8 protein-coding genes are annotated in these 25,749 nt (G+C 58.0%); 4 read left to right on the top strand and 4 right to left on the bottom strand.

Going from position 1 to position 25,749, the window contains the following annotated elements:
* Positions 1 to 164 precede the first annotated feature (164 nt).
* Positions 165 to 18,170 carry an Ig-like domain-containing protein gene (locus AAHF05_RS10655; RefSeq protein ID WP_374936461.1) on the bottom strand — a complete coding sequence of 6,002 codons (18,006 nt, stop codon included), beginning with the start codon at positions 18,168 to 18,170 and terminating at the stop codon, positions 165 to 167.
* A gap of 122 nt (positions 18,171 to 18,292) precedes the next feature.
* Positions 18,293 to 19,630: a TolC family outer membrane protein gene (locus AAHF05_RS10650; protein WP_129324975.1), complete on the bottom strand. Its 1,338-nt coding sequence runs from the start codon at positions 19,628 to 19,630 to the stop codon at positions 18,293 to 18,295.
* A gap of 736 nt (positions 19,631 to 20,366) precedes the next feature.
* On the opposite strand from AAHF05_RS10650, the gene AAHF05_RS10645 reads away from it, so the two are divergent.
* Positions 20,367 to 21,131, top strand: a complete 765-nt coding sequence (locus AAHF05_RS10645; protein WP_049006022.1) for a DeoR/GlpR family DNA-binding transcription regulator — start codon at positions 20,367 to 20,369, stop codon at positions 21,129 to 21,131.
* Positions 21,124 to 22,191, top strand: coding sequence for an oxidoreductase (locus AAHF05_RS10640; RefSeq protein ID WP_129324783.1), 1,068 nt, complete (start codon positions 21,124 to 21,126; stop codon positions 22,189 to 22,191). The genes AAHF05_RS10645 and AAHF05_RS10640 overlap by 8 nt, the downstream gene beginning before the upstream one ends.
* Before the next feature lie 46 nt (positions 22,192 to 22,237).
* Here the strand turns inward: AAHF05_RS10640 and cybB are convergent, their stop codons facing one another.
* The gene (gene cybB, locus AAHF05_RS10635) at positions 22,238 to 22,768 is read right to left on the bottom strand and encodes a cytochrome b561 (protein WP_032666827.1); all 531 of its coding nucleotides are present in this window, start codon (positions 22,766 to 22,768) and stop codon (positions 22,238 to 22,240) included.
* Positions 22,769 to 22,956: 188 nt separating this feature from the next.
* On the opposite strand from cybB, the gene gap reads away from it, so the two are divergent.
* A complete protein-coding gene (gene gap, locus AAHF05_RS10630) occupies positions 22,957 to 23,958 on the top strand; it encodes a type I glyceraldehyde-3-phosphate dehydrogenase (RefSeq protein WP_028017482.1) in 1,002 nt (333 codons plus the stop codon).
* Positions 23,959 to 23,998: 40 nt separating this feature from the next.
* On the opposite strand, the gene AAHF05_RS10625 is transcribed toward gap, so the two are convergent.
* Positions 23,999 to 24,802: a YdcF family protein gene (locus AAHF05_RS10625; RefSeq protein WP_129324784.1), complete on the bottom strand. Its 804-nt coding sequence runs from the start codon at positions 24,800 to 24,802 to the stop codon at positions 23,999 to 24,001.
* A gap of 283 nt (positions 24,803 to 25,085) precedes the next feature.
* On the opposite strand from AAHF05_RS10625, the gene AAHF05_RS10620 reads away from it, so the two are divergent.
* Positions 25,086 to 25,745, top strand: coding sequence for an O-methyltransferase (locus AAHF05_RS10620; protein WP_129324785.1), 660 nt, complete (start codon positions 25,086 to 25,088; stop codon positions 25,743 to 25,745).
* The last annotated feature ends 4 nt before the right edge of the window (positions 25,746 to 25,749 follow it).

Here is a 25,749-nt window from a genome sequence, read left to right as displayed (position 1 = left end):
TGTCCAGCGCGATAATTACGCACTGAAATGATAACTTTACGGGATGATTGAAAATCGAACCGTCTCTAAACGAGCCCGCAAAATAATCTTGTGAAATATAGGGTTATTGCTATTCCTGTAAAGAAACGCAAAAAGCCGCGAGGATCGCTCCCCGCGGCGCTGTTTTACGCAATTAACAGCTGATGGTTTGCCAGCAGCGTCGCCAGATCCGTCTGAACGCCGTTGAGTGTCACCAGGGTGGTTGGCGTGAACTGACCGCCGGTACCGTCCAGATCCACCTGAATTTCGGTATTGCTGCCGTTCTGCACCACGCGGATGTAATCGCTGATATTGCCCGCGCTGCTGTCCAGCGTGGCCACGCCGTTCACATAGCTCGCCGAGCCCGTGCCGGTATAGCCGCTGCCGGAGAGCAGATCGCGCAGGTCAATACGATCCGTGTCCGTGGTCCCTTCCCAGGTGCCGACCGTAAAGCCGTTCACCACGTCGTGACCGTTACCGCCCGTGGCATCCGACGCGTTGATCAACTTATAGAGCAGCGTATCGTGACCGCCGCTGCCGATGTTGAAGGTGTCGTTGCCGCCTCGGCCTTCGAACTGGTTATCACCGCTGTTGCCAGTGATAACGTCGTCGAAGTCAGAGCCGTTAATCCCTTCAATGTTCAGCAGTCGCGTGGTACCGAACCCGGTGCTCTGGGCGGTTGAGAGGCGTAAGTCAACCGTAATCCCGGACGTTGCGTTGCGGTAATCCACCACGTCCATCCCACCGGTATTGCTCCAGGTGTCGTAGTCGGAATGGGTATTCCAGCCACCGGAACCGTTGTAGGTATAGGTGCCATCCTCTGCGATAAAGGTGTCGTTATACCCGGTCCCGGTGATGGTCCCGCTGTGGCCGCCGGTGGCCGCTTCGGCCGTCAGGACGTAGCCCTCTTTGCCGTTGCCCGCCTCCAGACCGCTCCAGGTGACGTTATCCGACACGCCGTTGGTGATCTTCAGGATCTCTGCCGAATAGGTTTCTTTCGGACCCAGCCCGTAGAAACTCACCAGTGCAGAGGTATCGTTCGAACCGATACCGGACTGGGCGTTGATGATCTGCGACGCCACCAGCACGCCCGCGGCGTTATACAGATTGACCGTGTTGCCGTAGTAGGCGTTGATGCCCTCGCTGTCGACAATGTGCAGATGCATCGCAGTGCCGTCAGCAATGGTTTTGCTGTTTTGTACCAGCACCACCTTACCGTTTTGCTGAGACACCAGCAGATCCTGTGCGCCGTCCCAGTTGTAGTCCACGGCCGCCACGCCGGTGACGTTCGCCAGTCCTGACGCCAGCTGGCTTGAGGTCCAGGTGGAGCCGTAACCGTTGTTGGTGAACAGAGTCGCCGTCTGCGAACCGCCGTAGGTACTGAGCTTGATGATGTCCATCTGCCCGTCGCCGTTCCAGTCCACCGCCACCGACAGATAACCTGCCGTGGCGTTCGAGGCTTCCACCGCGCTCTTGGTAGCAGAGAGCTTCCCGGTACCGTCGTTGTAGTAGATCACCCCGCCGTTGTTGTTGTAGCTGCTGCCCAGGTACAGATCCATGTAGCCATCGCCGTTGAAGTCCGCCCACGTCATGGACGCCGCCGTGGTGGTATTCGAGGCGTTAGCCACAAACACGTTGGTCAGGTTCTGGCCGATGGAGAGCGTGCCGTTACCGTTGTTGTTGATCACGGTTAACGAGTTCGCGCCGCTGCGATTGGTGTGCTGAACAATATCCACCGTGCCGTCGTTGTTCAGGTCAACGCCTGAAATTTCACGCATGGTGGTGAATTGTCCCCAGAACCCGGCCCCGCCGTTGGTGCCATCCGGCGACAGAACGCCGTTCTTATTGATCAGGTAGGTAATGGAGTCGGCACCCGCATCGCCGTACGCCAGATCCAGGTAGCCATCCCCGGTTTTGTCGTACGCAATCACGCCGCCGTACCAGATGGTGGTCCCCATCGCCAGCTGGCTGGCGTTATAGGTGCTGCCATCGTAGGTCCACATCACCTGCGTGGATCCACCATAGGTGTTCTCCGTGGCGAAAATGTCCTGCGTGCCGTTACGGTCAAAGTCGGCGGCGGTCTGGCTCACCACGTAGAAGCCGCGGGTGTTGGTCAGCGTATTCCCGGCATAGCTCGAGCTATCGCTGCTGGAGTAAGACTGGCCGTTAGCAATGATATTCCACAGACCGCTGCTATTCATGCCGAGGGTCATGGTGGAGTTGTTGCTGTTCCCCGCCGTGGTTGCCCAGTCGGTATTCACCGAGGTGGTATCAATCACCAGGCTGCCGGTCGCCTTGCCGGTGGTATTGCCGTTACCCGCGCTGCTCTTCACCTGCGCCGTCACGCTGTAGCTCGACACGCTAAGCGCATCGCCGTCCGGGATCTGCAGATACCAGGTGTTATGTGCCGGATCGACCACTACCGCGCCGCCCGTCTGGGAGGTATAGGTTTTGCCGTTCACCGTCACCACCAGGTATTCACCGTTCACCAGATCAGCGGAGACGGTACCGCTGACAATCGGCGTGGTATCCGATGTGGTCTGCGCGGTAATCGCCGCCGTGGTGGTCGGGATGCTGGTATCCACGTTCAGGACAAACCCGTCCGATTCCGTGTAGTTACCGGCCCTGTCGGTGACACGCACAATGTAAGTGTGGTTACCATCACTCAGGCCGTTGTCCTGGAAGGACCAGCTGGCACTGCCGTTCATGGTCACCTGGCCGAGCAGGACCCCGTCACGATAGAGCTGCACAATTTCACCGTCGTCCGGAGCGCGGTTAAGCGTCCCGTTGATCAGCGGCGAGTTATCGTCTGTTGCCACCGCGCTGCCAAAGGTGCCCTGACGCTCGCCTTCACCGTCGGTATAGCTCACTACCGTGCCTACCGTGGTTGGCGGCGTGGTGTCCACCGTCACCACCTGAGAGGCGGTAGAGCCCACGTTGCCCGCCTGGTCAATAATCCGAACCTGGTAGGTATAGTCCCCGTCAGGCAGATCGCGGGTATCGGTGTAGCTCCAGCGCTGGTTGGTGACCGTGGTGTCGAGCCAGGTATTCCCGCCGTCCAGGCTGATCTGTACGCGCTCGTCATTTGCCAGCGCGCTGCCCAGCGAGCCGTTGATCGTCAGCGTGGTGTCCATGGTGATGAAGTCACTGCTGGACTGCCCGGTATCTTCACTGATGCTGTCAACGGTGATGCCGTACTGCGGTGCCTGGGTATCCACCGTTACCGCCTGCGAGGTGGTTGCCCCAACGTTCCCCGCCTGGTCGACGACCCGCACCTGATAGTTATGGCTACCGTCGGTCAGGGTACGCGTGTCGCTGTAGCTCCACTGCGTACCGCTTACGGTGGCGTACACCCAGGTGTTGCCGCCGTCCATGCTCACCTGCACGAATTCACCCGCGCCAGGTTCTGCGCCGAGCGTTCCGTGCAGCGTGTACGAGGTCGAACTGGTCAGGAAGTCGTTATTGTCGAAGCCGGTATCCACGGTGATGTTATCCACGGTCACCGTAATGGCCGCATCCGGGGCGACCGTATCGACGGTCACCTGCTGATGGGCGCTGGCCCCCACGTTACCGGCGGCATCTACCACGCGGACATAGTAGTCATAGGTCTGGTTACCCAGCGTGCGGCCGTCCATGTAGTACCAGCTGTTGCCGGTGACAATCACGTTCTGCCAGGTCACACCGCCGTCGATGCTGATCTGGGCATACTCGCCGTCCGCAAGCGTCGCGCCGAGCGAGCCGTGCAGCGTCAGGGACGTGTCGCGAGTGATAAAGTCGCTGCTGCTCAGGCCGGTATCGTCGCTGATGCTGTCGATGGCGATCGTTTTACTGGCGTCCGGTGCCACCGTATCAATCGTCACCACCTGGCTGGCGGTGGCGCTGATATTGCCCGCGTCGTCAATCACGCGAAGCTGGTAGTTGTAATCCCCGTCGGCCAGGGTACGCCCATCCACATAGGTCCAGCTCAGGCCGCTGACGCTCACATCGGTCCAGGTAACGCCACCGTCGAGGCTGATCTGCGCGTGGTCGCCAGCGCCCAGCGCCGCGCCAAGCGTCCCTTTCAGGCTGATCTGGTTGTCGCTGGTGATAAAGTCGCTGCCGGACAGACCGGTATCCTGAGTGATGGAATCCACGGTAATGGTCGTTGCCGCAGGCTTCGTCAGATCAATCACTACGTCCTGGCTGTCCGTTGCCCCCACGTTACCCGCGTTATCGATCACGCGAACCTGGTACTGATACGTTCCGTCCGTCAGGCTGCGGCCATCGGTGTAGCGCCAGGTGGTACCCGTCACCGTCAGGTCAATCCAGGTTAACCCGCCGTCAAGGCTGATCTGCGCCTTCTCGTTATTGCCGAGCTGTGCGGTCAGCGAGCCATTCACCACCACCTGATTATCGTTAGTGATGAAATCACTCGCGCTCAGACCGGTGTCGTTTTGCAGGGAATCAATGCTGATCCCCATCGACGGCGCGGTGAGATCCACCGTAACGGTATGATTGTCGCTGGCGCTATTGCCGATGGTGTTGCTGACCTGCGCGTTGATGACGTAAGAACCGCCGTCTGCCAGCGCGCTCACCTCTGCGCTGCCGACCGTGTAGCTCCAGGTACCGTCATTCTGGACGGTTGCCGCGTAGGTTTTACCGTTCAGCGTGATGGTCACCGTCTGGCCTGCCGGGGCGTTGGTGGTGCCGCTAACAACCAGCGGCGTGCCGTGCTCGGCGGCGTTGACGATATCGTCCTGCGCAAAAGTGTTAATGGTGATGGTTGGGACGTCGCCGTTCAGCGTCACGTCGTGCGTGGCGCTGCCCGGGTTACCCGCCTTATCGTTCACCGAGGCGGTAATCGTGTAATCCCCGTCGCTCAGACCGAGGAAATCACGTCCCGGCACGAAGACCGACCACGAACCATCTGCCCCGACGGTCGCCTGATAGCTGTGTCCGTTGAAGGAGACGGTCACCGTCTGCCCCTGTTCCGCTGTGGTTGTGCCACGGATGGTCTGGCCCGCCAGCTGCTCTGCGTTGTTGACGATATCGTCATCGGCCACGGTGCTGATGGTCACGGTTGGCGCGACGGTATCGACCGTTAACGTGTGCGTGGTCTGGCCGTTGTTACCGGCTTTGTCATTGACCGATGCGGTCAAGGTCAGAGCTCCCTGGCTCAACGCAGCCAGATCGGCTGCCGGCACGTCGAGCGTCCAGGTGCCATCGTTAGCTACGGTTGCAGTGTAGGTTTTCCCGCCGAGCGTCACGGTGACGGTCTGACCCGCCTCTGCACTGGACGAACCATGCACCGTCAGCGGCTGCTGCGCTTCTGCCGCGTTCAGCATGTCATCGCCCGACAGCGTCGCAATACTCACGACTGGCGCCGTAGTATCTACGCTGATGCTGTGCGTCGCCGACGCGCTGTTGCCCGCGCTGTCCTGCGCCGACACAGACACCTGGTAGCTCGCGCCATCGGCCAGCGCGCCCACGTCGGCGGCAGGTACGGTGGTCGTCCAGCTGCCGTCGCTCTGGATGGTGGCCGTATAGCTCTTGCCGTTCAGGGTCACGGTGACCTGGGTCCCGCTGGCGAACTGGGCGCTGGAACCGTTAATCACCAGTGACGAACCAGCTTCAGCCGCGTTGATCACATCATCCCCGCTGAGGGTGTTAACCGTCAGTGCCACAGACGCGGTGTTGACCACCACATCGTGTGTCTGGGTGCTGCTGTTGCCCGCGCTGTCGGTAATGGTCGCACTAAGGGTCACGGTGCCGTCGGTGAGCGCGGAAATCACGCTTGCCGGAACGCCCACGCTCCAGTTACCGCTGGCGTCAACGGTAGTGGTGTACTGATTCGAACCGATGGTAATGACCAGCTTATCGCCAACGCTCGCACCGGTTGCCGTGCCGCTAACAATCTGTGCCTGTCCGTGCTCCACGCTGTTAATGACGTCATCGCCCGCGACAACGTTAAAGCTGACGGTTGGCGGCGTGGTATCAAGCGTAATCGCTTTGCCCACGCTGCCCGGGTTACCGGCAGCATCGTTCACGCTGACCTGCACGGTGTAGCCGTTATCCGCCAGAGCGGACAGATCGGTACCCGGCACGTTCACGCTCCAGATGCCACCCTGCTGTACCTTCGTGGTGTAGCTTTTACCGCCCAGCGTCACGCTGACCGTCTGCCCGACTTCCGCCGTGGTAGTACCGGAGAGGGTCACACCTGCGGACGCTTCGCTGGCGTTAATCACGTTATCGCCTGCAACCGTATCAATGGTCACGGTTGGCGCGGTGGCTTCCACGCTGTACTCGCGACCCGCAGACGCGCTGTTGCCGTTCACATTGGTCACGCTCACCTGCACGCTGGCATCGCCGTCTTTCAGGCCCGCCAGATCCGCAGAAGGCACGGTTGCGGTCCAGTTACCGTCGGCATCCACTTTCGCGGTATAGGTCTTGCCGGCGAAGGTGATGGTGACGCTCTGGTTTTCCTCTACGTTCGAGGTACTACCGGAGAGCACCAGATCCGTACCTTTCTCCGCCGCGTTAATCACGTCGTCGGTGGCAATTGCATCAATACTGATAGCCACCGCCGCCAGGTCGACGGTCACGTCATGACTGATCGTTACCGGGTTGCCCGCCGCGCTCTGGCCTGCAACGGTCACGGTGACCGTGCCTGCTGCCAGGGCCCCGACGTCTGCCGCCGGGATCGCCGCGATCCAGCTGCCGTCCGCCAGCACGGAGGCAGCATAGGTTTTGCCATTGACGGTTACCGTCAGCGTGGTACCTGCTGCCAGCCCGTTGCTGGAGCCGGTGAGGATCAGGTTCTGTCCGTGTTCGATGCTATTGATCACGTCGTCGCCCGCCACGGTATCCACACGCAGACCCGGCAGGTTGGCGTCGATGGTGATCTCACGCTCGCCTGTGCCGGTGTTGCCGTGGCCGTTGGTGACGGAAGCTAACGCAGTCAAATCGCCGTTGCCCAGCGCGGTCAGAACGTCGGACGGCACGTTAACGGACCAGGTGAGATCGCTCTGCACGGTTGTCGTGTACGTGTTGCCGCCAATGGATACGGTGACGGTATTGCCTGCTTCCGCGTTCGCTACCTTGCCGCTAATGGTCTGCCCCGCGGCCACTTCTGCCGCGTTGATGACGTTATCACCCGCTATGGTGTTGAGGGTAACGGTCGGCAACGCGGTGTCGACCAGCAGGTTCGCGGTGTTGCTGACGCTGTTGCCCACGGCGTTGGTCGCTACCGCGCTCAGGGTGTAGTTGGCTTCGCCCAGCGCGGCAAGATCCGCCGCCGGAACCGTGAGGCTCCAGCTGCCATCCGCCGCCGTGGTGGCGGTGTAGTTTTTACCGTTGAGGGTCACGGAAACCACTGTGCCTTCCGTCAGGTTGGCGCTGGTTCCATTGACGCTCAGATCCTGACCTTTCTCCACCGCGTTCAGCACGTTATCGTCGCTGATGGTGTTGAAGGCCACCGATGGCAGACCGGTATCGACGGTCACGTTATGCGTGCCGGTGCCGGTATTGCCCGCCGCGTCGGTGACTGACGCAGTAACGGTTACGGTGCCGTCGCTGAGGCCGGAAATCACATTTGCCGGTACGCCAACGCTCCAGTTACCCGCCGCGTCCAGCACGGTGGTGTACGTCTGTCCACCGATGGTGACGGTGACCTTATCACCCGCTGCCGCACCGGTGGCGGTGCCGCTGATGATTTGCGCCTGAGCGTGCTCAGTGATGTTAATCACGTCGTCGCCCGCCACGGTATTGATGGTCACCGCGGGCACGGTCACGTCCACCGTCAGCGTGTGATCAATCGACGCCGGGTTACCCGCCTTGTCGCTTACCGATGCGGTGACGGTCACACTGCCATCCGTCAGCGCCGCAACATCCTCCGCCGGGACGTTCAGCGTCCAGCCGCCATCCGCGCCCACGGTTGTGGTGTACTCTTTACCGTTCAGGCTCACGGTCACCGTCTGACCCGCTTCAGCGGTGCTGGTGCCGGACACGGTCAGGTCAGCCTGCGCTTCGGTGGCATTCAGGATGTCGTCAGCCGCAAGCGTATTGATGGTCACGGACGGCGCGGTAGCATCCACGCTGTACTCGCGGCCCGCCGAGGCGCTGTTGCCGTTCACATTGGTCACGCTCACCTGCACGCTGGCGTCGCCATCCTTGAGGTGTGCCAGATCCGCAGATGGTACGGCGTAGGTCCAGTTACCGCTGTCGTCCACGGTGGTGGTATAGATTTTGCCGTTCAGGCTCAGGGTCACGGTCTGCCCGGCTTCCACGTTGGTGGTCGCACCTGACAGCACCAGATCCGCGCCCTTCTCCGCCGCGTTAATCACATCATCGGTGGCGATGGCATTGATGCTGATGGCAACGGTCGCCAGATCCACCGTCACATCGTGACTGATGGTAATCGGGTTGCCCGCTGAGCTGTCGCCGGTAACGCTGATTTTGACGGTGCCTTCCGGCCACGCGCTCACGTCGGAGGACGGGATCGCCGCACTCCAGGTGCCGTCCGCCAGCACCATGGCCGCATAGTCTTTACCGTTGACGGTGACGGTCAGCGCCGTACCTGCCGCCAGCCCGTCGCTGGAGCCGGTGACGATCAGGTTTTGCGTATGTTCAATACTGTTGATGACATCGTCACCCGCCACGGTATCCACGCGCAGACCCGGCAGGTTAGCGTCGATGGTAATACCGCGCTCGCCGGTTCCGGTGTTGCCATGACCGTTGGTGACGGTCGCCGTTACGCTCAGGCTACCGTTGCCCAGCGAGGTCAGCACGTCAGACGGCACGTTCACGGACCAGGTCAGATCGTTCTGCACCGTTGCGGTGTAGCTGTTGCCGCCAATGGTGACGGTGACGGTATTGCCCGCTTCGGCATTCGCCACGGTGCCGCTCAGCGTCTGGCCTGCCGCCACTTCCGCCGCGTTGATGACGTTATCACCCGCCACGGTATTGATGGTGACGGTCGGCAGCGCAGTGTCCACCAGCAGGTTCGTGGTATTACTCACGCTGTTGCCCACGCCGTTGGTGGCGGTCGCGTTCAGGGTGTAATTAGCCTGACCCAGAGCGGCCAGATCCGCTGCCGGAACCGTCAGGCTCCAGCTGCCGTCTGCAGCCGTGGTGGCCGTGTAGTTTTTACCGTTCAGGGTCACCGTCACCACGGTGCCTTCCGCGAGGTTAGCGCTGGTGCCGCTCACGCTCAGATCCTGACCTTTTTCCACCGCGTTCAGCACGTTATCGTCGCTGATGGCGTTGAAGTTGACCGATGGCAGACCGGTATCAACGGTCACGTTATGGGTGCCGCTGCCCGTGTTCCCCGCTGCGTCGGTAACTGACGCCGTGACGGTCACGGTGCCGTCGCTGAGGCCGGAAATTACATTCGCCGGTACACCCACGCTCCAGTTACCCGCCGCGTCCAGCACGGTGGTGTAAGTCTGTCCGCCAATCGTGACGGTCACCTTATCACCTGCTGCCGCGCCGGTGGCGGAGCCGCTGACGATCTGCGCCTGAGCGTGCTCAGCCACGTTAATCACGTCGTCGCCAGCGATAGTGTTGATGGTCACTGCAGGGACGGTGACGTCCACCGTCAGGTTGTGATCAACCGACGCCGGGTTACCCGCTTTGTCGCTTACCGATGCGGTGACGGTCACACTGCCGTCCGTCAGCGCCGCAACATCCGCCGCCGGGACGTTCAGCGTCCAGCCGCCGTCAGCGCCCACGGTTGTGGTGTAGTCTTTGCCGTTCAGTGACACCGTTATCGTCTGACCCGCTTCGGCGGTGCTGGTGCCGGACACGGTCAGATCAGCCTGAGCCTCTGTCGCATTCAGAATGTCGTCAGCCGCAAGCGTATTGATAGTCACGGACGGCGCGGTGGTATCCACACTGTACTCGCGACCCGCCGATGCACTATTGCCGTTCACGTTGGTCACGCTCACCTGCACGCTGGCATCGCCGTCTTTCAGGTTGGTCAGATCGGCGGCGGGCACCGTGGTGGTCCATTTGCCGTCAGCGCCAACGGTCGCGGTGTAGCTCTTGCCGCCAAAGGTGATGGTGACGGTCTGGTTTTCCTCCACGTTCGAAGTCGCACCGGAGAGCACCAGATCCGCGCCCTTTTCAGCCGCATTGATCACATCGTCTGAGGCAATGGCGTCAATGCTGATGGCGACGTTTGCCAGGTCCACCGTCACATCGTGGCTAATGGAGACCGGGTTACCGGCGCTGCTCTGGCCTGCAACGGTCACCGTGACCGTGCCTGCAGCCAGTGCCCCCACGTCTGCCGCCGGGATCGCCGCGCTCCAGGAGCCGTCAGCCAGCACGATAGCCGGGTAGGTTTTGCCATTAACGGTCACGGTCAGCGCCGCGCCAGTCGCCAACCCGTCGCTGGTGCCGGTGATAATCAGATTCTGCCCGTGTTCGATGCTGTTGATCACATCGTCACCCGCCACGGTATCCACGCGCAGGCCCGGCAGGTTAGCGTCGATAGCAATATCGCGCTCGCCCGTTCCGCTATTACCCACGCCGTTTGTGACGTTAGCGGTCACAGTCAGATCGCCGTTACCCAGCGCGGTCAGAACGTCGGACGGCAGGTTAACGGACCAGGTCAGGTCGCTCTGCACCGTTGCGGTGTAGCTGTTACCACCAATCGTCACGGTCACGGTGTTGCCCGCTTCGGCATTCACCACTTTGCCGCTGATGGTCTGGCCGGCTGCCAGCTCAGCAGCGTTGATCACGTCGTCGCCCGCAACGGTGTTGATAATCACGCCCGGCAGAACGGATTCCACGTTCACGGTGTGCGACGTGCTGGTGCTGTTGCCGACGCTATCCGTTGCCGATGCGGTAACGGTATAAAGCGCCTCGCCAAGTTGCCCCACCTCGTTAGCCGGAACGGTCGTGGTCCATTTTCCGTTGCTATCAACCGTAGCGCTGTACGCTTTGCCGTTGAGCATTACGGTCACGGCCGCGCCTGCAGCCAGCCCGGACGCCGTACCGGAAAGGGTCAGATCCTGCGTTTTCTCGGTGCTATTGATCACATCGTCACCGGAAACGGTGTCAATGGTCAGCGCCGGTGCGGTCAGGTTGACTTCCACGCTGCGCGTGGCGCTGTTGCTGTTGCCCGCTTTATCCGTCAGCGCCGCGGTGATGGTGTAATCCCCGGCGGCCAGAGCCGTAACATCTGCTGCCGGCACGCCCACACTCCAGTTGCCAGCGGCGTCGATCGTGGCGGTGTAAGATTTGTTATTGATGGTGACGGTGACCACATCGCCCGCCGCCGCGCCGGTCACAGAGCCGGTAACAATCAATGCCTGCGCATGCTCGGCGCTGTTGATCACGTCGTCGTCGGAAACGGTATTAATGGTCAGCTGTGGTACGGTTGTATCAACCAGCACATCGCGATCCGCTGAGGCCGGGTTACCCGCTTTATCAGACACGGCGGCGCTGACGGTATAGTTGCCGTCGGCAATCGCCCCCAGATCCGCAGACGGTACGGTCACACTCCAGCTGCCGTTTGCCTGCACGGTGGTGGTGTAATTCGCGCCGTTCAGCGTGACGGTAACGGTCTGGCCCGCTTCGGCGTTGGTCACACCGTTGATCACAAGATCCTGCTGCGCTTCGGCCGCATTGATGATGTTGTTATCGCTGATAATTTCGATAGACACCGTCGGCGCGGTTGCATCCACGCTGTACTCGCGGCCCGCCGACGCGCTGTTACCGTTCACATTGGTGACGCTTACCTGCACGCTGGCGTCGCCGTCTTTCAGGCTGCCCAAATCGGCAGACGCTACGGTCGCCGTCCAGTTGCCGTCCGCATCCACCGTCGCGGTGTAAGACTTACCGCCAAATGAGATGGTGACGGTCTGGTTTTCTTCCACGTTAGTGGTGCTGCCGGACAGCACCAGGTCCGCGCCTTTCTCCGCCGCGTTAATCACGTCGTCTGTGGCAATCGGGTCAATGCTGATGGCGACTGCCGCCAGATCCACCTTCACGTCATGGCTGATAGAAACCGGGTTACCCGCTGCGCTCTGGCCTTCAACGGTCACAGTGAGCGTGCCAGCAGTCAGCGCGCTGACGTCTGCCGCCGGAATGGCTGCCGCCCAGGTACCGTCAGCGAGCACCGTCGCCGCGTAGGTTTTGCCGTTAACGGTCACGATTAGCGCCGCACCCGTTGCCAGGCCCTCGCTGGAGCCGGTGATAATCAGGTTCTGAGCGTGCTCGATGCTGTTGATCACATCGTCGCCGGCTACGGTATCAACGCGCAGGCCCGGCAGGTTGGCATCAATGGTGATGTCGCGCTCGACTGTTCCGGTGTTGCCGTGGCCGTTGGTGACGCTGGCTGAAACCGTCAGATCGCCGTTACCGATGGCGGTTAAGACCGTAGACGGCACGTTGACCGACCAGCTCAGATCGTCCTGAACCGTAGCCGTATACTTATTTCCGCCGATACTAATAGTGACAGTGTCACCGCTCGCTGCGCCGCTCACTTTGCCGCTCAGGGTCTGCCCGGCAGCCACTTCCGCTGCGTTGATGACATCGTCCGTGGCGACAGGGTTAATGGTGACCTGCGGCAATGCGCTGTCGACCAGTACGCTGTGGCTGGTACTCGCGCTGTTGCCTGCGGCGTCAGTTACACTCGCCGCCACGACGTAGCTTGCTTCTCCCAGCGCAGAGACGTTTGCCGCCGGAACGGTGATGCTCCAGTTACCGCTGGCGTCTGTGATGGCGCTGTAATTGATACCGTTCAGCGTCACCGTAATGGTGGTTCCGTCCGGCTGGTTGCTGGTACCGGAAAGAAGCAGATCTTCACCTTTCTCTGCCGCATTGATCACATCGTCACCCGCCAGGGTATTGATGGCGATAACCGGTGCGGTCAGGGAGACGTCAAAATCATGCGTGGCAGTGGTGCTGTTGCCCGCTTTATCGGTGAGGGTCGCCGATATTGTCTGGTCGCCGTTAGCCAGCACGCTCACGTCCGCCGCCGGAACACCCACGCTCCAGCTTCCGGACGCATCCAGCATCGCGGTGTAGTCTTTACCGTTCAGGGTCACGGTAATCACGTCGCCCGCCTGTGCCCCCGTAACCTTACCGGAAACAATCAGCGCCTGGCCGTGCTCGGCAATATTCACGATGTCGTCGCCCGCGACGATATTGAAGGTAATCTGCGGTACGGTGGTGTCAACCAGCACAGAAGCACCCGCACTGGCCGGGTTGCCTGCTTTATCGGACACCGTCGCCGTTACCGCCGCATTGCCGTCGGTGATGCCTGCCATGTCTGCCGCCGGGACGTCCAGCGTCCAGCTACCGTCGGCCTGCACCTGCGCAGCGTACTGATTGCCGTTGAAGGTCACGGTCACCGTCTGGCCTGCTTCGGCAGTAGACGTGCCGCTCAGGGTCAGATCCTGAGCCGCCTCGGCCGCGTTCAGCATATTGTCCTGGCTGATGGTGTTGATGGTCACCGTCGGCGCGGTGGTATCGACGCTGAATTCCTGCGCCGAAGACGCCGCGTTACCGTTCACATTGGTGACGTTGACCTGCACGCTGGCGTCACCGTCTTTCAGGCCGCTCAAATCGGCTGCCGGTACGGTGTACGTCCAGTCCCCGTTGGCATCCACCGTGGTGGTATACGTTTTACCCGCGAAGGTGATGGTCACGGTCTGGCCCGCTTCAACGTTGGATGAGGTGCCGGACAGCACCAGATCCTGGCCTTTTTCCGCCGCGTTGAGCACGTTGTCATCGGTCACGCTGTTGATGGTGATAGCCACAGGTGCGAGATCGACATCCACGACAGTCCCGATAGCGACCGGATTACCGGAGGTATCCTGTGCGCTTGCTGTGATCTTCAGCGAACCGTCCGCCCACAGAGATACATCCGCCGCCGGCACTGCCGCCTGCCAGGAACCGTCCGCCAGCACGGTTGCAGAATAAGTGTTGCCGTTAATGGTTACGGTGACGATGCTGCCCGCGGCCAGATCGGTGCTGGTGCCGGACACAATCAGGTTCTGAGCGTGCTCGATCACGTTAATCACGTCGTCACCCGCCACGGTATCAATCCGCAGTCCCGGGAGCTGGGCGTCGATGGTGAAGTCGAGAGAAGAAGAGCCGGTATTACCGTGCGCGTTGGTGACGCTGGCGGATACGGTGAGATCGCCGTTGCCGAGCGCGGTCAGCTGGTTCTCGCTTAACGGCAGGCTCCAGGTCAGATCGTCCTGCACGGTAGCTGTGTATGTCTGGCCGCCCAGGATAATAGTGACAGTGTCACCTGACGCCGCGTTCGTTACCTTACCGGTCAGGGTTTGCCCTGCCGCCACTTCCGCTGCGTTAACGATGTTGTCGCCCGCCAGCGTGTTGATCGTCACAACCGGCAGCGAGCTGTCCACCAGCACGTCGTGTGAGGTTGACGCGCTGTTACCTACGCTGTCGGTGACGTCCGCCGTCACGGTGTAATGGGCTTCACCCAGCGCGCTCACCGCGTAAGCAGGCACGGTGACGCTCCAGTTTCCGCTGGCGTCAGTAGTGGCTGTGTAGTGAATGCCGTTCAGGGTCACCGTAACGGTGGTGCCTTCCGGCTGGTTGCTGGTGCCGGAGAGCAGCAGATCTTCGCCTTTCTCTGTAGCATTGATCACATCGTCCGCCGCCAGCGTGTTGATACCGATGACAGGCGTCACGGTATTCACTACCACATCCAGTGAATGGCTTCCGGTATTACCGGACTGGTCGGTCACGGAGACGTTAATCGTCCAGGTACCGTCAGCCAGACCTTGCACCACTGACGCAGGCAGTCCCAGGCTCCAGTGACCTGCCGCATCGACCACGGTGGTGTAATCCACGTTATTAATGGAGATGGTTACCCTGTCGCCCGCAGCCGCACCGGTGACGGAGCCGCTCAGGATCTGCGCCTGTGAATGGGCGATTTGGTTAACGGTGTTGGTATCGGTGACAAAGTCGTTAATCGTCACCTGCGGCACGGTCGCGTCCACCAGCCCAATGCGATCGGCACTGCTGGTGTTCCCCGCCACATCGCTCACGGTTGCCGTCACGGTCACAATGCCATCTGCCAGCGCGCCGACGTCAGCCGCTGTTACACTCAACTGCCAGGTACCGTCCGTCTGAACCGTGGTCTGATAGGTTTTACCGTTCATCGTCACAGTGACCACCTGGCCTGCTTCAGCATTGCTGCTGCCGCTTAACACTAAATCCTGCTGCGCTTCTGCCGCATTGATGATGTTGTCGGTGGTCAGATTATCGATCGTTATTGTCGGCGGCTGAGTATCTACGGTGACCACGCGCGACGCCTCGGCACTGTTACCGTTGACGTTAGTGACGCTAACGCTCAGCTGCGCGCGACCGTCGATCAGGGTTTCCATGGCGCTGACGGGTACGGTCAGGCTCCAGGAGCCATCCTGCTGCACCTGTGCGGTAAAGGTCTGGTCAGCGAATTTCACCACCACTGTCTGCCCCGCTTCCACGCCCTGCGTCTGGCCGGAAAGGGTTAAATCACTGCCTTTTTCTGCCGCATTCAGCAGGTCATCGCCGGAGACGGTATCAATAGTGACCGCCACTGCGTTCAGATCGAGTTCGATCGGGTGTTCAGCCGCAACAGTGTTGCCCCAGGTATCTTCAGCGCTGACGCTGACCGTCATACCTCCCGCCGTCCAGGCCTGAAGGTCCGCCGCGGGTACGCCGATCTGCCAGTTGCCGCTGGCGTTAACCGCGGTGACATACTCGACGTTGTTAATGGTGACGACAATCTGCGTCCCCGCTGCCAGATGAGTACTGGAGCCGGTGACGCTCAGATCCTGCTGCTGCTCGATGGCGTTGATCACGTCATCGCCGGAAATGGTGTTCACGCGCAGGCCCGGCAGCTCAGCGTTGATATTGATATCACGCTCGCCGGTGCCGGTATTGCCGTGCCCATTGGTCACCGATGCGGTGAAGGTTAAATCACCGTCGCCGAACGCCTGAAGATCCGCTGACGTGATTTTCACGCTCCAGGTCAGATCGCTGCCAACCGTTGCGGTATAGCTCTTGCCGCCGACGGTGACAGAAACGGTATCGCCCGCCGCCGCGCCGGTGACGCGGCCGCTGAGGGTTTGATCGACGCCCGCTTCGGCGTTATTGACCAGGTTGTCGCCCGCAAACGTATTGATAATGACCTGCGGAAGGATAGTATCCACCAGCAGATTCGCTTCTGCAGAACCGCTGTTACCCACGCTGTCGGTACCGCTGACGCTGACGGTATAAAGCGTGTTCGCCAGATTCAGCACGTCGGAAACCGGCACCTGGACCGCCCAGATACCGTTTTCGACGGTCGCCTGATAGTTAACGTTGTTCAGCGTCACCGTGATAGCGCTGCCGTTCGGCAAATTGCTGGTACCGGTCAGGCTCAGCGGCTGCATCGCCTCCTGAGCATTCAGAACATTGTCCTGACTGATGGCGTCAATCGTAAATTCTGGCGGGTGTCCGCTCAGCGTAATGCCGTGCGTGGCGCTGCCGGTGTTGCCTGCCGCGTCAGTCACGGAAACCGAAAGCGTGTGGCTGCCTTCACCCAGCGCGCCCAGCACGGACGCAGGAACGCCGACGCTCCAGCTACCGTCCGCAAGCACCACGCCGGTGAAAGTCTGGCCGCCAAGGGTCACGGTGACCACATCGCCCGCAGCTGCACCGTTCGCCAGGCCGGAAATAATCTGTGCCTGACCCTGCTCGCTGGTATTGAGAACATCGTCGCCCGCCACGGTATTGACGGTGACAACCGGTGCGGTGATATCAACCGTGAAATCTGCGGTAACAGACGAGCCGTTGCCCGCTTTATCGCTGACGTTCACCGTCAGGGTGTGATTGCCCTCGCTGAGCGCCTGCACCTCGTTCGCCGCCAGCGTGACGGTCCAGGTACCGTCACCCGCCACGGTGGCGTTGTAGTTTTTACCGTTCAGCGTCACGGTGACAATCTGACCGGCTTCCGCATTGGTTTTACCGGTCAGCGTCAGCGGCTGGTTGTGCTCAGCCGCATTGATGATGTTGTCCTGCGCGAGGGTATCAACAGACAGCGTTGGCGCGGTGGTATCGACGCCAATCGTCTGGCTTCCGCTCACGGTGTTCCCCGCCGCGTCCTTACCGCTGACGTTGACCGTCCAGGTGCCGTCGCCCAACGCCTGCGCGTCAGCTGCAGGCACGTTAACGAGCCATGCGCCGTCTGCGCCCACTTCAGTCGTGTAGGTTTTGCCGTTCAGCGTTACGGTGAGTTCAGTACCCTGCGCCAGGTTTTTGCTGGCACCGGAAAGCGTAAAGCCCGCGGATTGCTCGCTGGCGTTAAGCACGTTATCGCCCGCCGTGGTGGCCAGCGTAATAGAGGCATCGGCGGTAGAAACCGTCACGGTAATACTGCCCGCAGCGGTGGTTTTACTGCCGTCGATCTGCACGACCGACCAAGTATGCTCCCCGTCGGTCTGGGTTGGTAATTTTACCGTCCAGGTACCGTCTTTAGCGACCATTGCACTGGCGATGGTACTGCCGCTGCTGTCTTTGATCTGGATGGTTGCGCCCGGTTGGCCGGTACCACTAAAGGTTGGGGTGTTATCGTCCGTGACCTCTTTTGCACTCAGCACCCCCTGCTTGTCACCCGCTTTATCTGTCAGCAAAAAGGTGGGCGTTGCGCTTTCAACCTCTTTGGTATTATCAACAACCCTTGTTTTGGTTTCGCCGTCTCCCCCGTGAGCCAGCAGTGCCCCGATGGCACCACCGCCTAACGCAGCGCCCGCAATCCAGCCCCACGGCGCGTCGCTCAAAACGCTTCCCTGCTCGAGGAAAGGCTCAATGCTGCTAATCGGTGTGGCCTGCACGGTTAATTCAGTTACTGCAGCGCCTGACGCTTCCCCGGCATCGGCAAAAGAAATATGTGTCAGTTCCTGACGGTCGTTGAACACCAGTTCTGACTGATTATGCGTTTCTGGATCTTCGACAAAATAGTTATTGCAGCGAATAACGCTGCCATCTTTCATATAAATGAGGAGATCTTTACCCTGGCGAACATAACGCGCCACATCCTGAGCAGAGCCCTGGATTTCAATCACACTTGGCGATGAAATAGAGACCGACAGATTTCCTTCACCTGTTAATTTCGTTTTCTCCGCCGTTTTGCGAATGATGACATCAACAACCTTTACGTTACTCATTTTCTTCTCCTTGCAGGTGTAAGGATTCCTGTGGATATGTCCACCAGATGGATGTAGCTATCCCTGGGAAAAATCACCCATTATTTTCAGACTTATTTTGCGCAACCAATGTGCGCCATTTTTTAACTCAAATCGGGTAGTTTTGCGGTAGCGCTTTTCTCTACTCCAATAAGTGGCATTAAATTATCAACCGCAGCAGCATAATTAATTGCCGAACTCCAGCCATCATACTCAGCGATTATTTTTGCCGAGGTGGCCTGCCAGACATCCTGCTCAACGCTGAGCAGATCGTTAATGCTCCGCTTGCTCAGGGTGTATTCATTTTTATAGACATCGCGGGCGCGCAGTGCATTTTCCAGCTGTTGCTTCCCGGCTTCCATTCTTCCCCGAGCGCCGGTCCAGTCCGCCTGCGCCACGGAAGCCTTTTGCAGGACATCGAAACGCGCCTGATCGACCTGAGAGGAGGCCATGGCTCGTGCGCCTTCCGCCTGCCGAACGCGTGCGGAAACCGCGCCCCCCTGATACAGTGGGGCATCAATGTTGAGCTGTATCTGGTCGTCCCAGTAAGAACGGTTGTCCGATTCATAACGGGTACGCCCTCCTTTCAGACTTAGCGTCGGCCAGTGCTGGGACTTCGCCGTTTCCACACCATACTGAGCAGACCGTTCCATGTTCTGCGCGGCCATCACCGCCGGTATCAGCGAATAATCTATGCGATTAAGCGAGTCCGGCTCCACGGCAAGATTTGCAGGCACCGGCGAATAGACCTCTGCCTGCATTCCGGTTAAAACCGCTAGCCTGGCGCGGGCGCCGTTAAGGGCGGCCTGATACTGAGCGACCGTCGCCTGCATGCCGGCAATACGCGTGCGGGTCTGGAGCTCATCGGACGTGGAGCTCACGCCTGCATCAGCGCGCAGTTTTGCCAGCTGCTCGACGTTTTTGAGCGCCTGAACATTCTCTTTTGCCGCCAGCAACAGATCGGAATAGCGTTTGACCTCTACATAGCTCAGCGCCGTTTTTTCCGCCACATCCGAAAGCGTGCCCATCAGCTGATAGCGGTAGCTATCACGCTGGGCGGAAGACTGACTGATGCTGTTATTGGTTTTGCCAAAATCGTACAGCAGCTGCGTCAGGCTCAGCCCCCAGGCGGCTGAATTCTTCAGTGACCCGCTGGAATCGGTGGTCTGGCTGTGCCCTGTACTCCCGTTTAACGATATTTGCGGCATCCAACCGCTGCGCGCTTCATCTATTTGTGCCTGACCAATATCTAATTGCGCGGCCTGCTGACTAATTGACGGATCGCGATCGATAGCAAAAAGAATACTTTCTTTTAATGTTGTTGTGGAAACCGGGGCAATCCCCACTTGCCCGCTATTGGCACAAGCGGTATTTATGGCTATCGAAAATAGTGCCATCGCGGCGGTATATCGAAGTAACATAGGTTTACTCAATTTCGTCATTTTATCTCCCTGACTCTGAGTGATACTCAAACAAATACCCAAAAAGAGGTATGGATAATTAGACAAATATTTCTTCGGTTTCCTTGCCGGATTTCAGGTAATACTTCCCATACCCATTTCCATTGGAACTGAGTTCTGTCTGCGTCTTATTTCAATTAAGAATTTACTTATTTCTTAAACTGATTAGCAGCATAACAAAATGCGGTATAGGCCACTACACCCACAATGTTAATGCGGTGTTACAAATAAGAAAAAACATGGGGTTTCTGGACAAAACCTCGAAAATGGACTTTCAAATGAAACATATAAACCCCCTGTTATTTAAGGAAAATTCCTAATTCGTTATATGCACATTTTTGCGTTAATTTCATGACGGGTCAGACACAAAGATTTTCAAAGAAGTGTCAACTTACGTAGTTAAAGCCTACACTTCGGCATATATGACCATTAAAAAACAAATTTACGTTATTTTAATTCGTTAATTCAAATTTAATTGAAATATATAGCCAGGTAAGGGTGATACAATAGCAACATAATCCAAACTATTAAATAAAACATAACAATAACACTATGATTAACATTTAAAACGGTTTACTTATAAGCACTTAATATAATTTTAATAATCACCCACCTGAATCATTACCCCACTTGCATATCCTGGTGACGACATTGTGCTTCTCTCTGCGCTGAAATGCTGTATTATGCGAACTATTGCGACATTTTGCAGGATTTGTTCATGCACAAAACGGCTCGTCAACGATATGTACTTGATATTATTAGTGAGCAAGGACAGGCCAGTATCACCGAGCTGGCAGAAAAGCTTCAGGTTTCAGCAGACACCATCCGCCGCGATCTGACTGACCTTGAAAACCAGGGCCTTGCGCAGAAGAATCATGGCGGGGCTATTGCACTCAATCTTTCCGCCATGAATCGTCAGGGGCGCAGTACGTTGCTGCCCGAAGCCAAACAGCGTCTGGGTAAACAGGTCGCGCAGGCAGTTCCGCCGGGCTCCACCCTGTTTCTGGATGCCGGAAGCACGGTGATGGCTGTTGCCACCTTTCTTCAGGGGCCGCTGACTGTTATCACCACCTCGCTGGATATTGCCCAGCATTTTAGCGACCAGGATAATATTGAGCTGATCCTGCTCGGTGGAAAATGGGACCAAAAGCAGCGCCTGTTCGCCGGAAGCGCCACCCTGTCCCTCCTGTCCCGTTATCGTGCGGATATCGCTATTCTCGGGGCGTGCGCCATCCATGCCGATCTCGGTCTGAGTGCCAGTACAGAAGCAGATGCGGAGGTCAAGCGCGCGATGCTTGCCGTAAGCCATGCTCACTGGATTGTCGCCGACCACCTTAAAGTCAACCGCTGCGAACCGTATCTGGTTTGCGAGTTATCCAACATCCAACAACTGTTTCTGGATCGTCCCTGGCCTGAGCTTGGGGACCATAGCGCATTGCAGGTCACGGTTTGCGCGAATCAACGTGGAGAAGGTCATGAGTAAAGTGAAAACAATCAACATTGCATTGATCGGGTATGGATTTGTCGGCAAAACTTTCCATGCACCGCTGATCCAGTCCGTTGATGGACTTAAGCTGGCGGTCGTCTCTTCTCGTGATGAAGAAAAAGTAAAACGCGATCTTCCGGATGTTCAGGTGGTTGCAACACCGGAAGAGGCCATTCAGCATCCGGATGTCGATCTGGTCGTTATTGCCTCCCCCAACGCCACCCACGCGCCGCTGGCCACGCTTGCGCTGAACGCCGGGAAACATGTGGTCGTGGATAAGCCTTTCACCCTCGACATGCAGGAAGCCCGCGACCTGATTGCGCTGGCGGATGAAAAGCAGCTTTTGCTCTCCGTCTTTCACAACCGCCGCTGGGACAGCGATTTCCTCGGCATTAAGCAGCTTATTGAGCAAGGTACGCTCGGCAAGATTAAACATCTGGAGTCGCATATTGACCGTTTCCGTCCGGAAGTACGCGTGCGCTGGCGCGAGCAGAACGTCCCCGGGAGCGGCCTGTGGTTTGACCTGGGTCCTCACCTGATTGACCAGACGCTTCAGCTCTTTGGCCTGCCGCAGTCGGTTCAGGGGAATATCGCGACGCTGCGCGACGGTGCAGAAATTAACGACTGGGCGCACGTGGTCTTAAATTATCCGCAACATAAGGTCATTCTGCATGCCAGCATGCTGGTCGCAGGCGGTACGGCACGCTTTACGGTCCACGGGGATAAGGGCAGCGTGGTGAAAGCCAGAATCGATCAGCAGGAAGCGCAGCTGCTCGCAGGGGTGATTCCCGGCAGTGCAACCTGGGGCGAAGACAGCGACAGCATGGTGCTCTATGGAGCAGACGGAGCACAGCAGACTATTGCGACCCCGAAAGGCGATCAGCGCCAGTATTACATTAACGTACGTGATGCGGTTCTCGGGAAAATCACCAACCCCGTTAATCCTGTCGAAGCATTAGCGGTTATGGCTGTACTGGAAGCGGCAGTGAAATCATCTGAGACCGGATCAACGCAGGCGCTGGCGTTAACTGCTGAAGAGCGTGCTCAGCTGCGCTAAAAAAAAAGCCGGGTGGCGCTGCGCTTACCCGGCCTGTTTTCCGCATTTATTGACGCTTTTTCGGCATCATGCGCAGAAGGGTATTATCTTTCCAGAAATAGTGGTGCATCAGTGCTGCCAGTGCGTGCAGGCCAATCATAAAATAGCCCAGATTCGCCAGCGTAACGTGCCACTCTTTCAGCACATCGACCAGGTCAAAATTGGATTCCGCCGCATGCGGCATCACCATGCCAAAAGCAAACCAGTCGCTGCCCCGGTTGTACATCATCACAATACCAATCAGCGGTAACGCAATGAACAGCATATACACCACCAGATGCCCCAGATGAGACATCCCCGTCACCATCGCTTTTGGCTTTGGTTGAATCGGTGGCGCGCGGAACTTGAGACGAACCAGCAGACGCGTCACCATCAGCACCAGAATGGTGATTCCGCATGAGACGTGGATCATATTGATCAATGGGCGAGCGGTACGCGGGAAGAAACCTTTAAACTCCATCGCGCAATAAGCAACGATGATTAACAGAAACACCAGCCAGTGAATTGCGATTTGCAGGCTTGTATATTTAGTACGCATGGGATTTCCTGAAAAAAACGGATATCGCGTCAACATAATCCCCTTTCCTTAAAAATTCATCAATTTTTCTGTATGGTTTTTCAAATACTTCCTTCCGCATGAAGCATCTTCAATTGCCGCCCAGCCCGTGATGGTCTAAGCCTGGATGAGTTCAAACTGTCGTATCGACACGTTCACAGGAGAACACCATGAGTAAAATTGGCATTAACGGATTTGGACGCATTGGACGCCTTGTACTGCGCCGCCTTCTTGAAACCCAGGATAGCAACACCGTCGTCGCCATCAACGACCTCACCTCTCCCAAAGTATTGGCCTATCTGCTCAGGCATGATTCCAACTACGGTGGTTTCCCGTGGAGCGTGGATTTCACTGAAGATGCGCTGATTGTTGACGGTAAAACCATTGCGGTATACGCCGAAAAAGAGGCGAAGCATATTCCGTGGAAAGCCGCAGGTGTGGATATCGTTGTGGAGTGCACCGGCTTTTACACCTCCGAAGAAAAATCACGAGCGCATCTGGATGCAGGCGCAAAGAAAGTGCTTATTTCTGCCCCTGCCGGAGAGATGAAAACCATCGTTTATAACGTGAATGACGACACCATTGACGCCAGTGATACCATCATTTCCGTCGCTTCCTGTACCACCAACTGCCTCGCCCCACTGGCAAAAGCGCTGCATGATGCCTTTGAAATTAAAGTCGGTACCATGACGACTATTCACGCCTATACCGGTACCCAGGCACTGGTAGATGGGCCTCGCGGAAAAGATCTTCGTGCCTCACGCGCGGCGGCAGAAAATATCATTCCGCATACCACCGGTGCGGCGAAAGCCATCGGCCTGGTCATCCCCGCGTTGAGTGGCAAACTGAAAGGCCACGCGCAGCGCGTGCCGGTTAAAACCGGCTCCGTCACCGAACTGGTCGCCATTCTGGGTAAAAAGGTCACGGTTGAGGAGATCAATACCGCGTTGAAAAAGGCGACGCAGGGAAATAAATCGTTTGGTTATACCGATGAAGAGATTGTGTCGTCAGATGTGATCGGTTCGCACTTTGGTTCGGTATTTGATGCCACGCAAACTGAGGTAACGGAAGCGGGCGATCTGCAACTGGTGAAAGCCGTCGCCTGGTATGACAACGAATATGGTTTTGTGACGCAGCTGGTGCGTACGCTGGATAAGTACGCCGCACTGTAATGCCTTCCCCCTCTTTGCGGAGGGGGAAACCACAGGATGCTCAGAGAAGCGAGCGCCGGGATAAGGCGGTTTTCAGGACCGGATCCTGCTGTAGCAATGCCCATGCGTCAGCCACGGCATCAGGAAACTCAACGTGAGCGATAAAATCACGTCCGGCAGGACCATAGCCGTTAACGTCATCATACAGTCGCGGCAGTTCCCCCAGAACCAGTGACAGGTAGCGGTCAACGGGCCACAGTCCGGTGTTGCCCTCGCTAAATTCCACCCCATCTTTGCCGTTCTGCAGTGTCGGTATAACCCCCGGGTGACTTATCCACCGCGGTGCAACGGGTTCATCCCGGCACACGCGGGCAAACGTCGCCATGGTACGTCGCTGCATCGTCGGATCCTGCACCACCAGCACTCGCCCGGTAGCTCGCTGATGCTGTTTCAGTATGTTCCAGCTAAAACGCGCGTTTTCACCACAGTTGGTGGATTGATCTTCGATCCACAAACGTCCCTCAGGGATCTGCCAGAACTCGCGCGCAATGTCGGCCAGAATACTGGCTTCCGCCCGCCCAGTGACCGGTATCGTGTGATAACGCGGGTGACTGCCAATGGCCGCATATAGAAACGCGGTCGAATGGCCGATACCGCCGCTAATCAGCAACGGGATCTCGTTTTGCGCGGCGATACGGCAGGCCGCATCAATAGTCGGAATGACCGCGTTTCCTGCCAGAACCACCCCATCGACATCCGGGTTCTGACGGGAACCGCTCAGATCATCCTGCGCCAGCCATGTGCCGAGAGTATTAATCGCCGCCAGAGTGGCATCAGGCAGAATGGGGAAATGGGTCTGAACCATGATGAACTTCTCCTGTGAGTCTCTTCAGGGGGACGGCTTCTGGCTAATAAAGTACAGGCGAGCGCCGAATCGGATTGCATCTGCCTATTATGCTATTGGTTTTCTATCACTCAAAACATTCTGTTGCGTGTGCTGTTTAAAAAAGTACCCAGTGCGGCTCAATTATACCGTGAACGATTTTACAGGGAACTTCGGGGCCAGATTTACGAAGGTTCAATGCCTGAAGTGCTACGATTACCAGGTCCCTATTTCGCCCCCAGTTTTTACTCTCAGGAGCCAATCTATGCAACAACAGTGGTCAGCAGTAGATAATTTCATGATTTCTTCGCTTATTCCTGAAGATGATGTCTTGCGTCAGGTACTGGAAAACAACAAACGCGGCGGGCTCCCCGAACACGATGTAGCGGCCAATCAGGGTCAACTGCTGGCGCTGTTTGTCCGTCTGACGCAGTCGCGGCGTGTTCTTGAGATTGGCACGCTCGGTGCCTATAGTTCCATCTGGATGGCTCGCGCTCTGCCGCCAGACGGAAAGCTGATTACGCTTGAAGCGGATCCAACCCATGCCGAAATTGCCCGCCAGAATATCCACCTCGCGGGGCTAAACAACCGTATTGAACTGGTAGAAGGCCCGGCTCTGAACTCGCTCGAGAATTTCGGTGATATACCGCCATTCGACCTGATCTTTATTGATGCAGATAAGCCAAACAACCCAGGTTATCTGGAATGGGTGCTGCACTACTCCCGCCCAGGGACGTTGATTATTGGTGATAACGTGGTACGCGAGGGCGAAGTGATTAACGAGCAAAGTGACGATGCGCGCGTGCAGGGTGTTCGTCGGTTTATCGAGATGATTGGGGACAATCCCCGTTTAACCGCCACCGCGTTGCAGACGGTGGGGGTTAAGGGGTGGGACGGGTTTACGCTGGCAATTGTGGAACGATAACCAG

This window comes from Enterobacter adelaidei, assembly GCF_041937165.1.
GTDB lineage: Bacteria > Pseudomonadota > Gammaproteobacteria > Enterobacterales > Enterobacteriaceae > Enterobacter > Enterobacter adelaidei.
The sequence above is the reverse complement of the archived record's forward strand: the minus strand, read 5'-3'. Positions and strand labels throughout refer to the sequence as shown.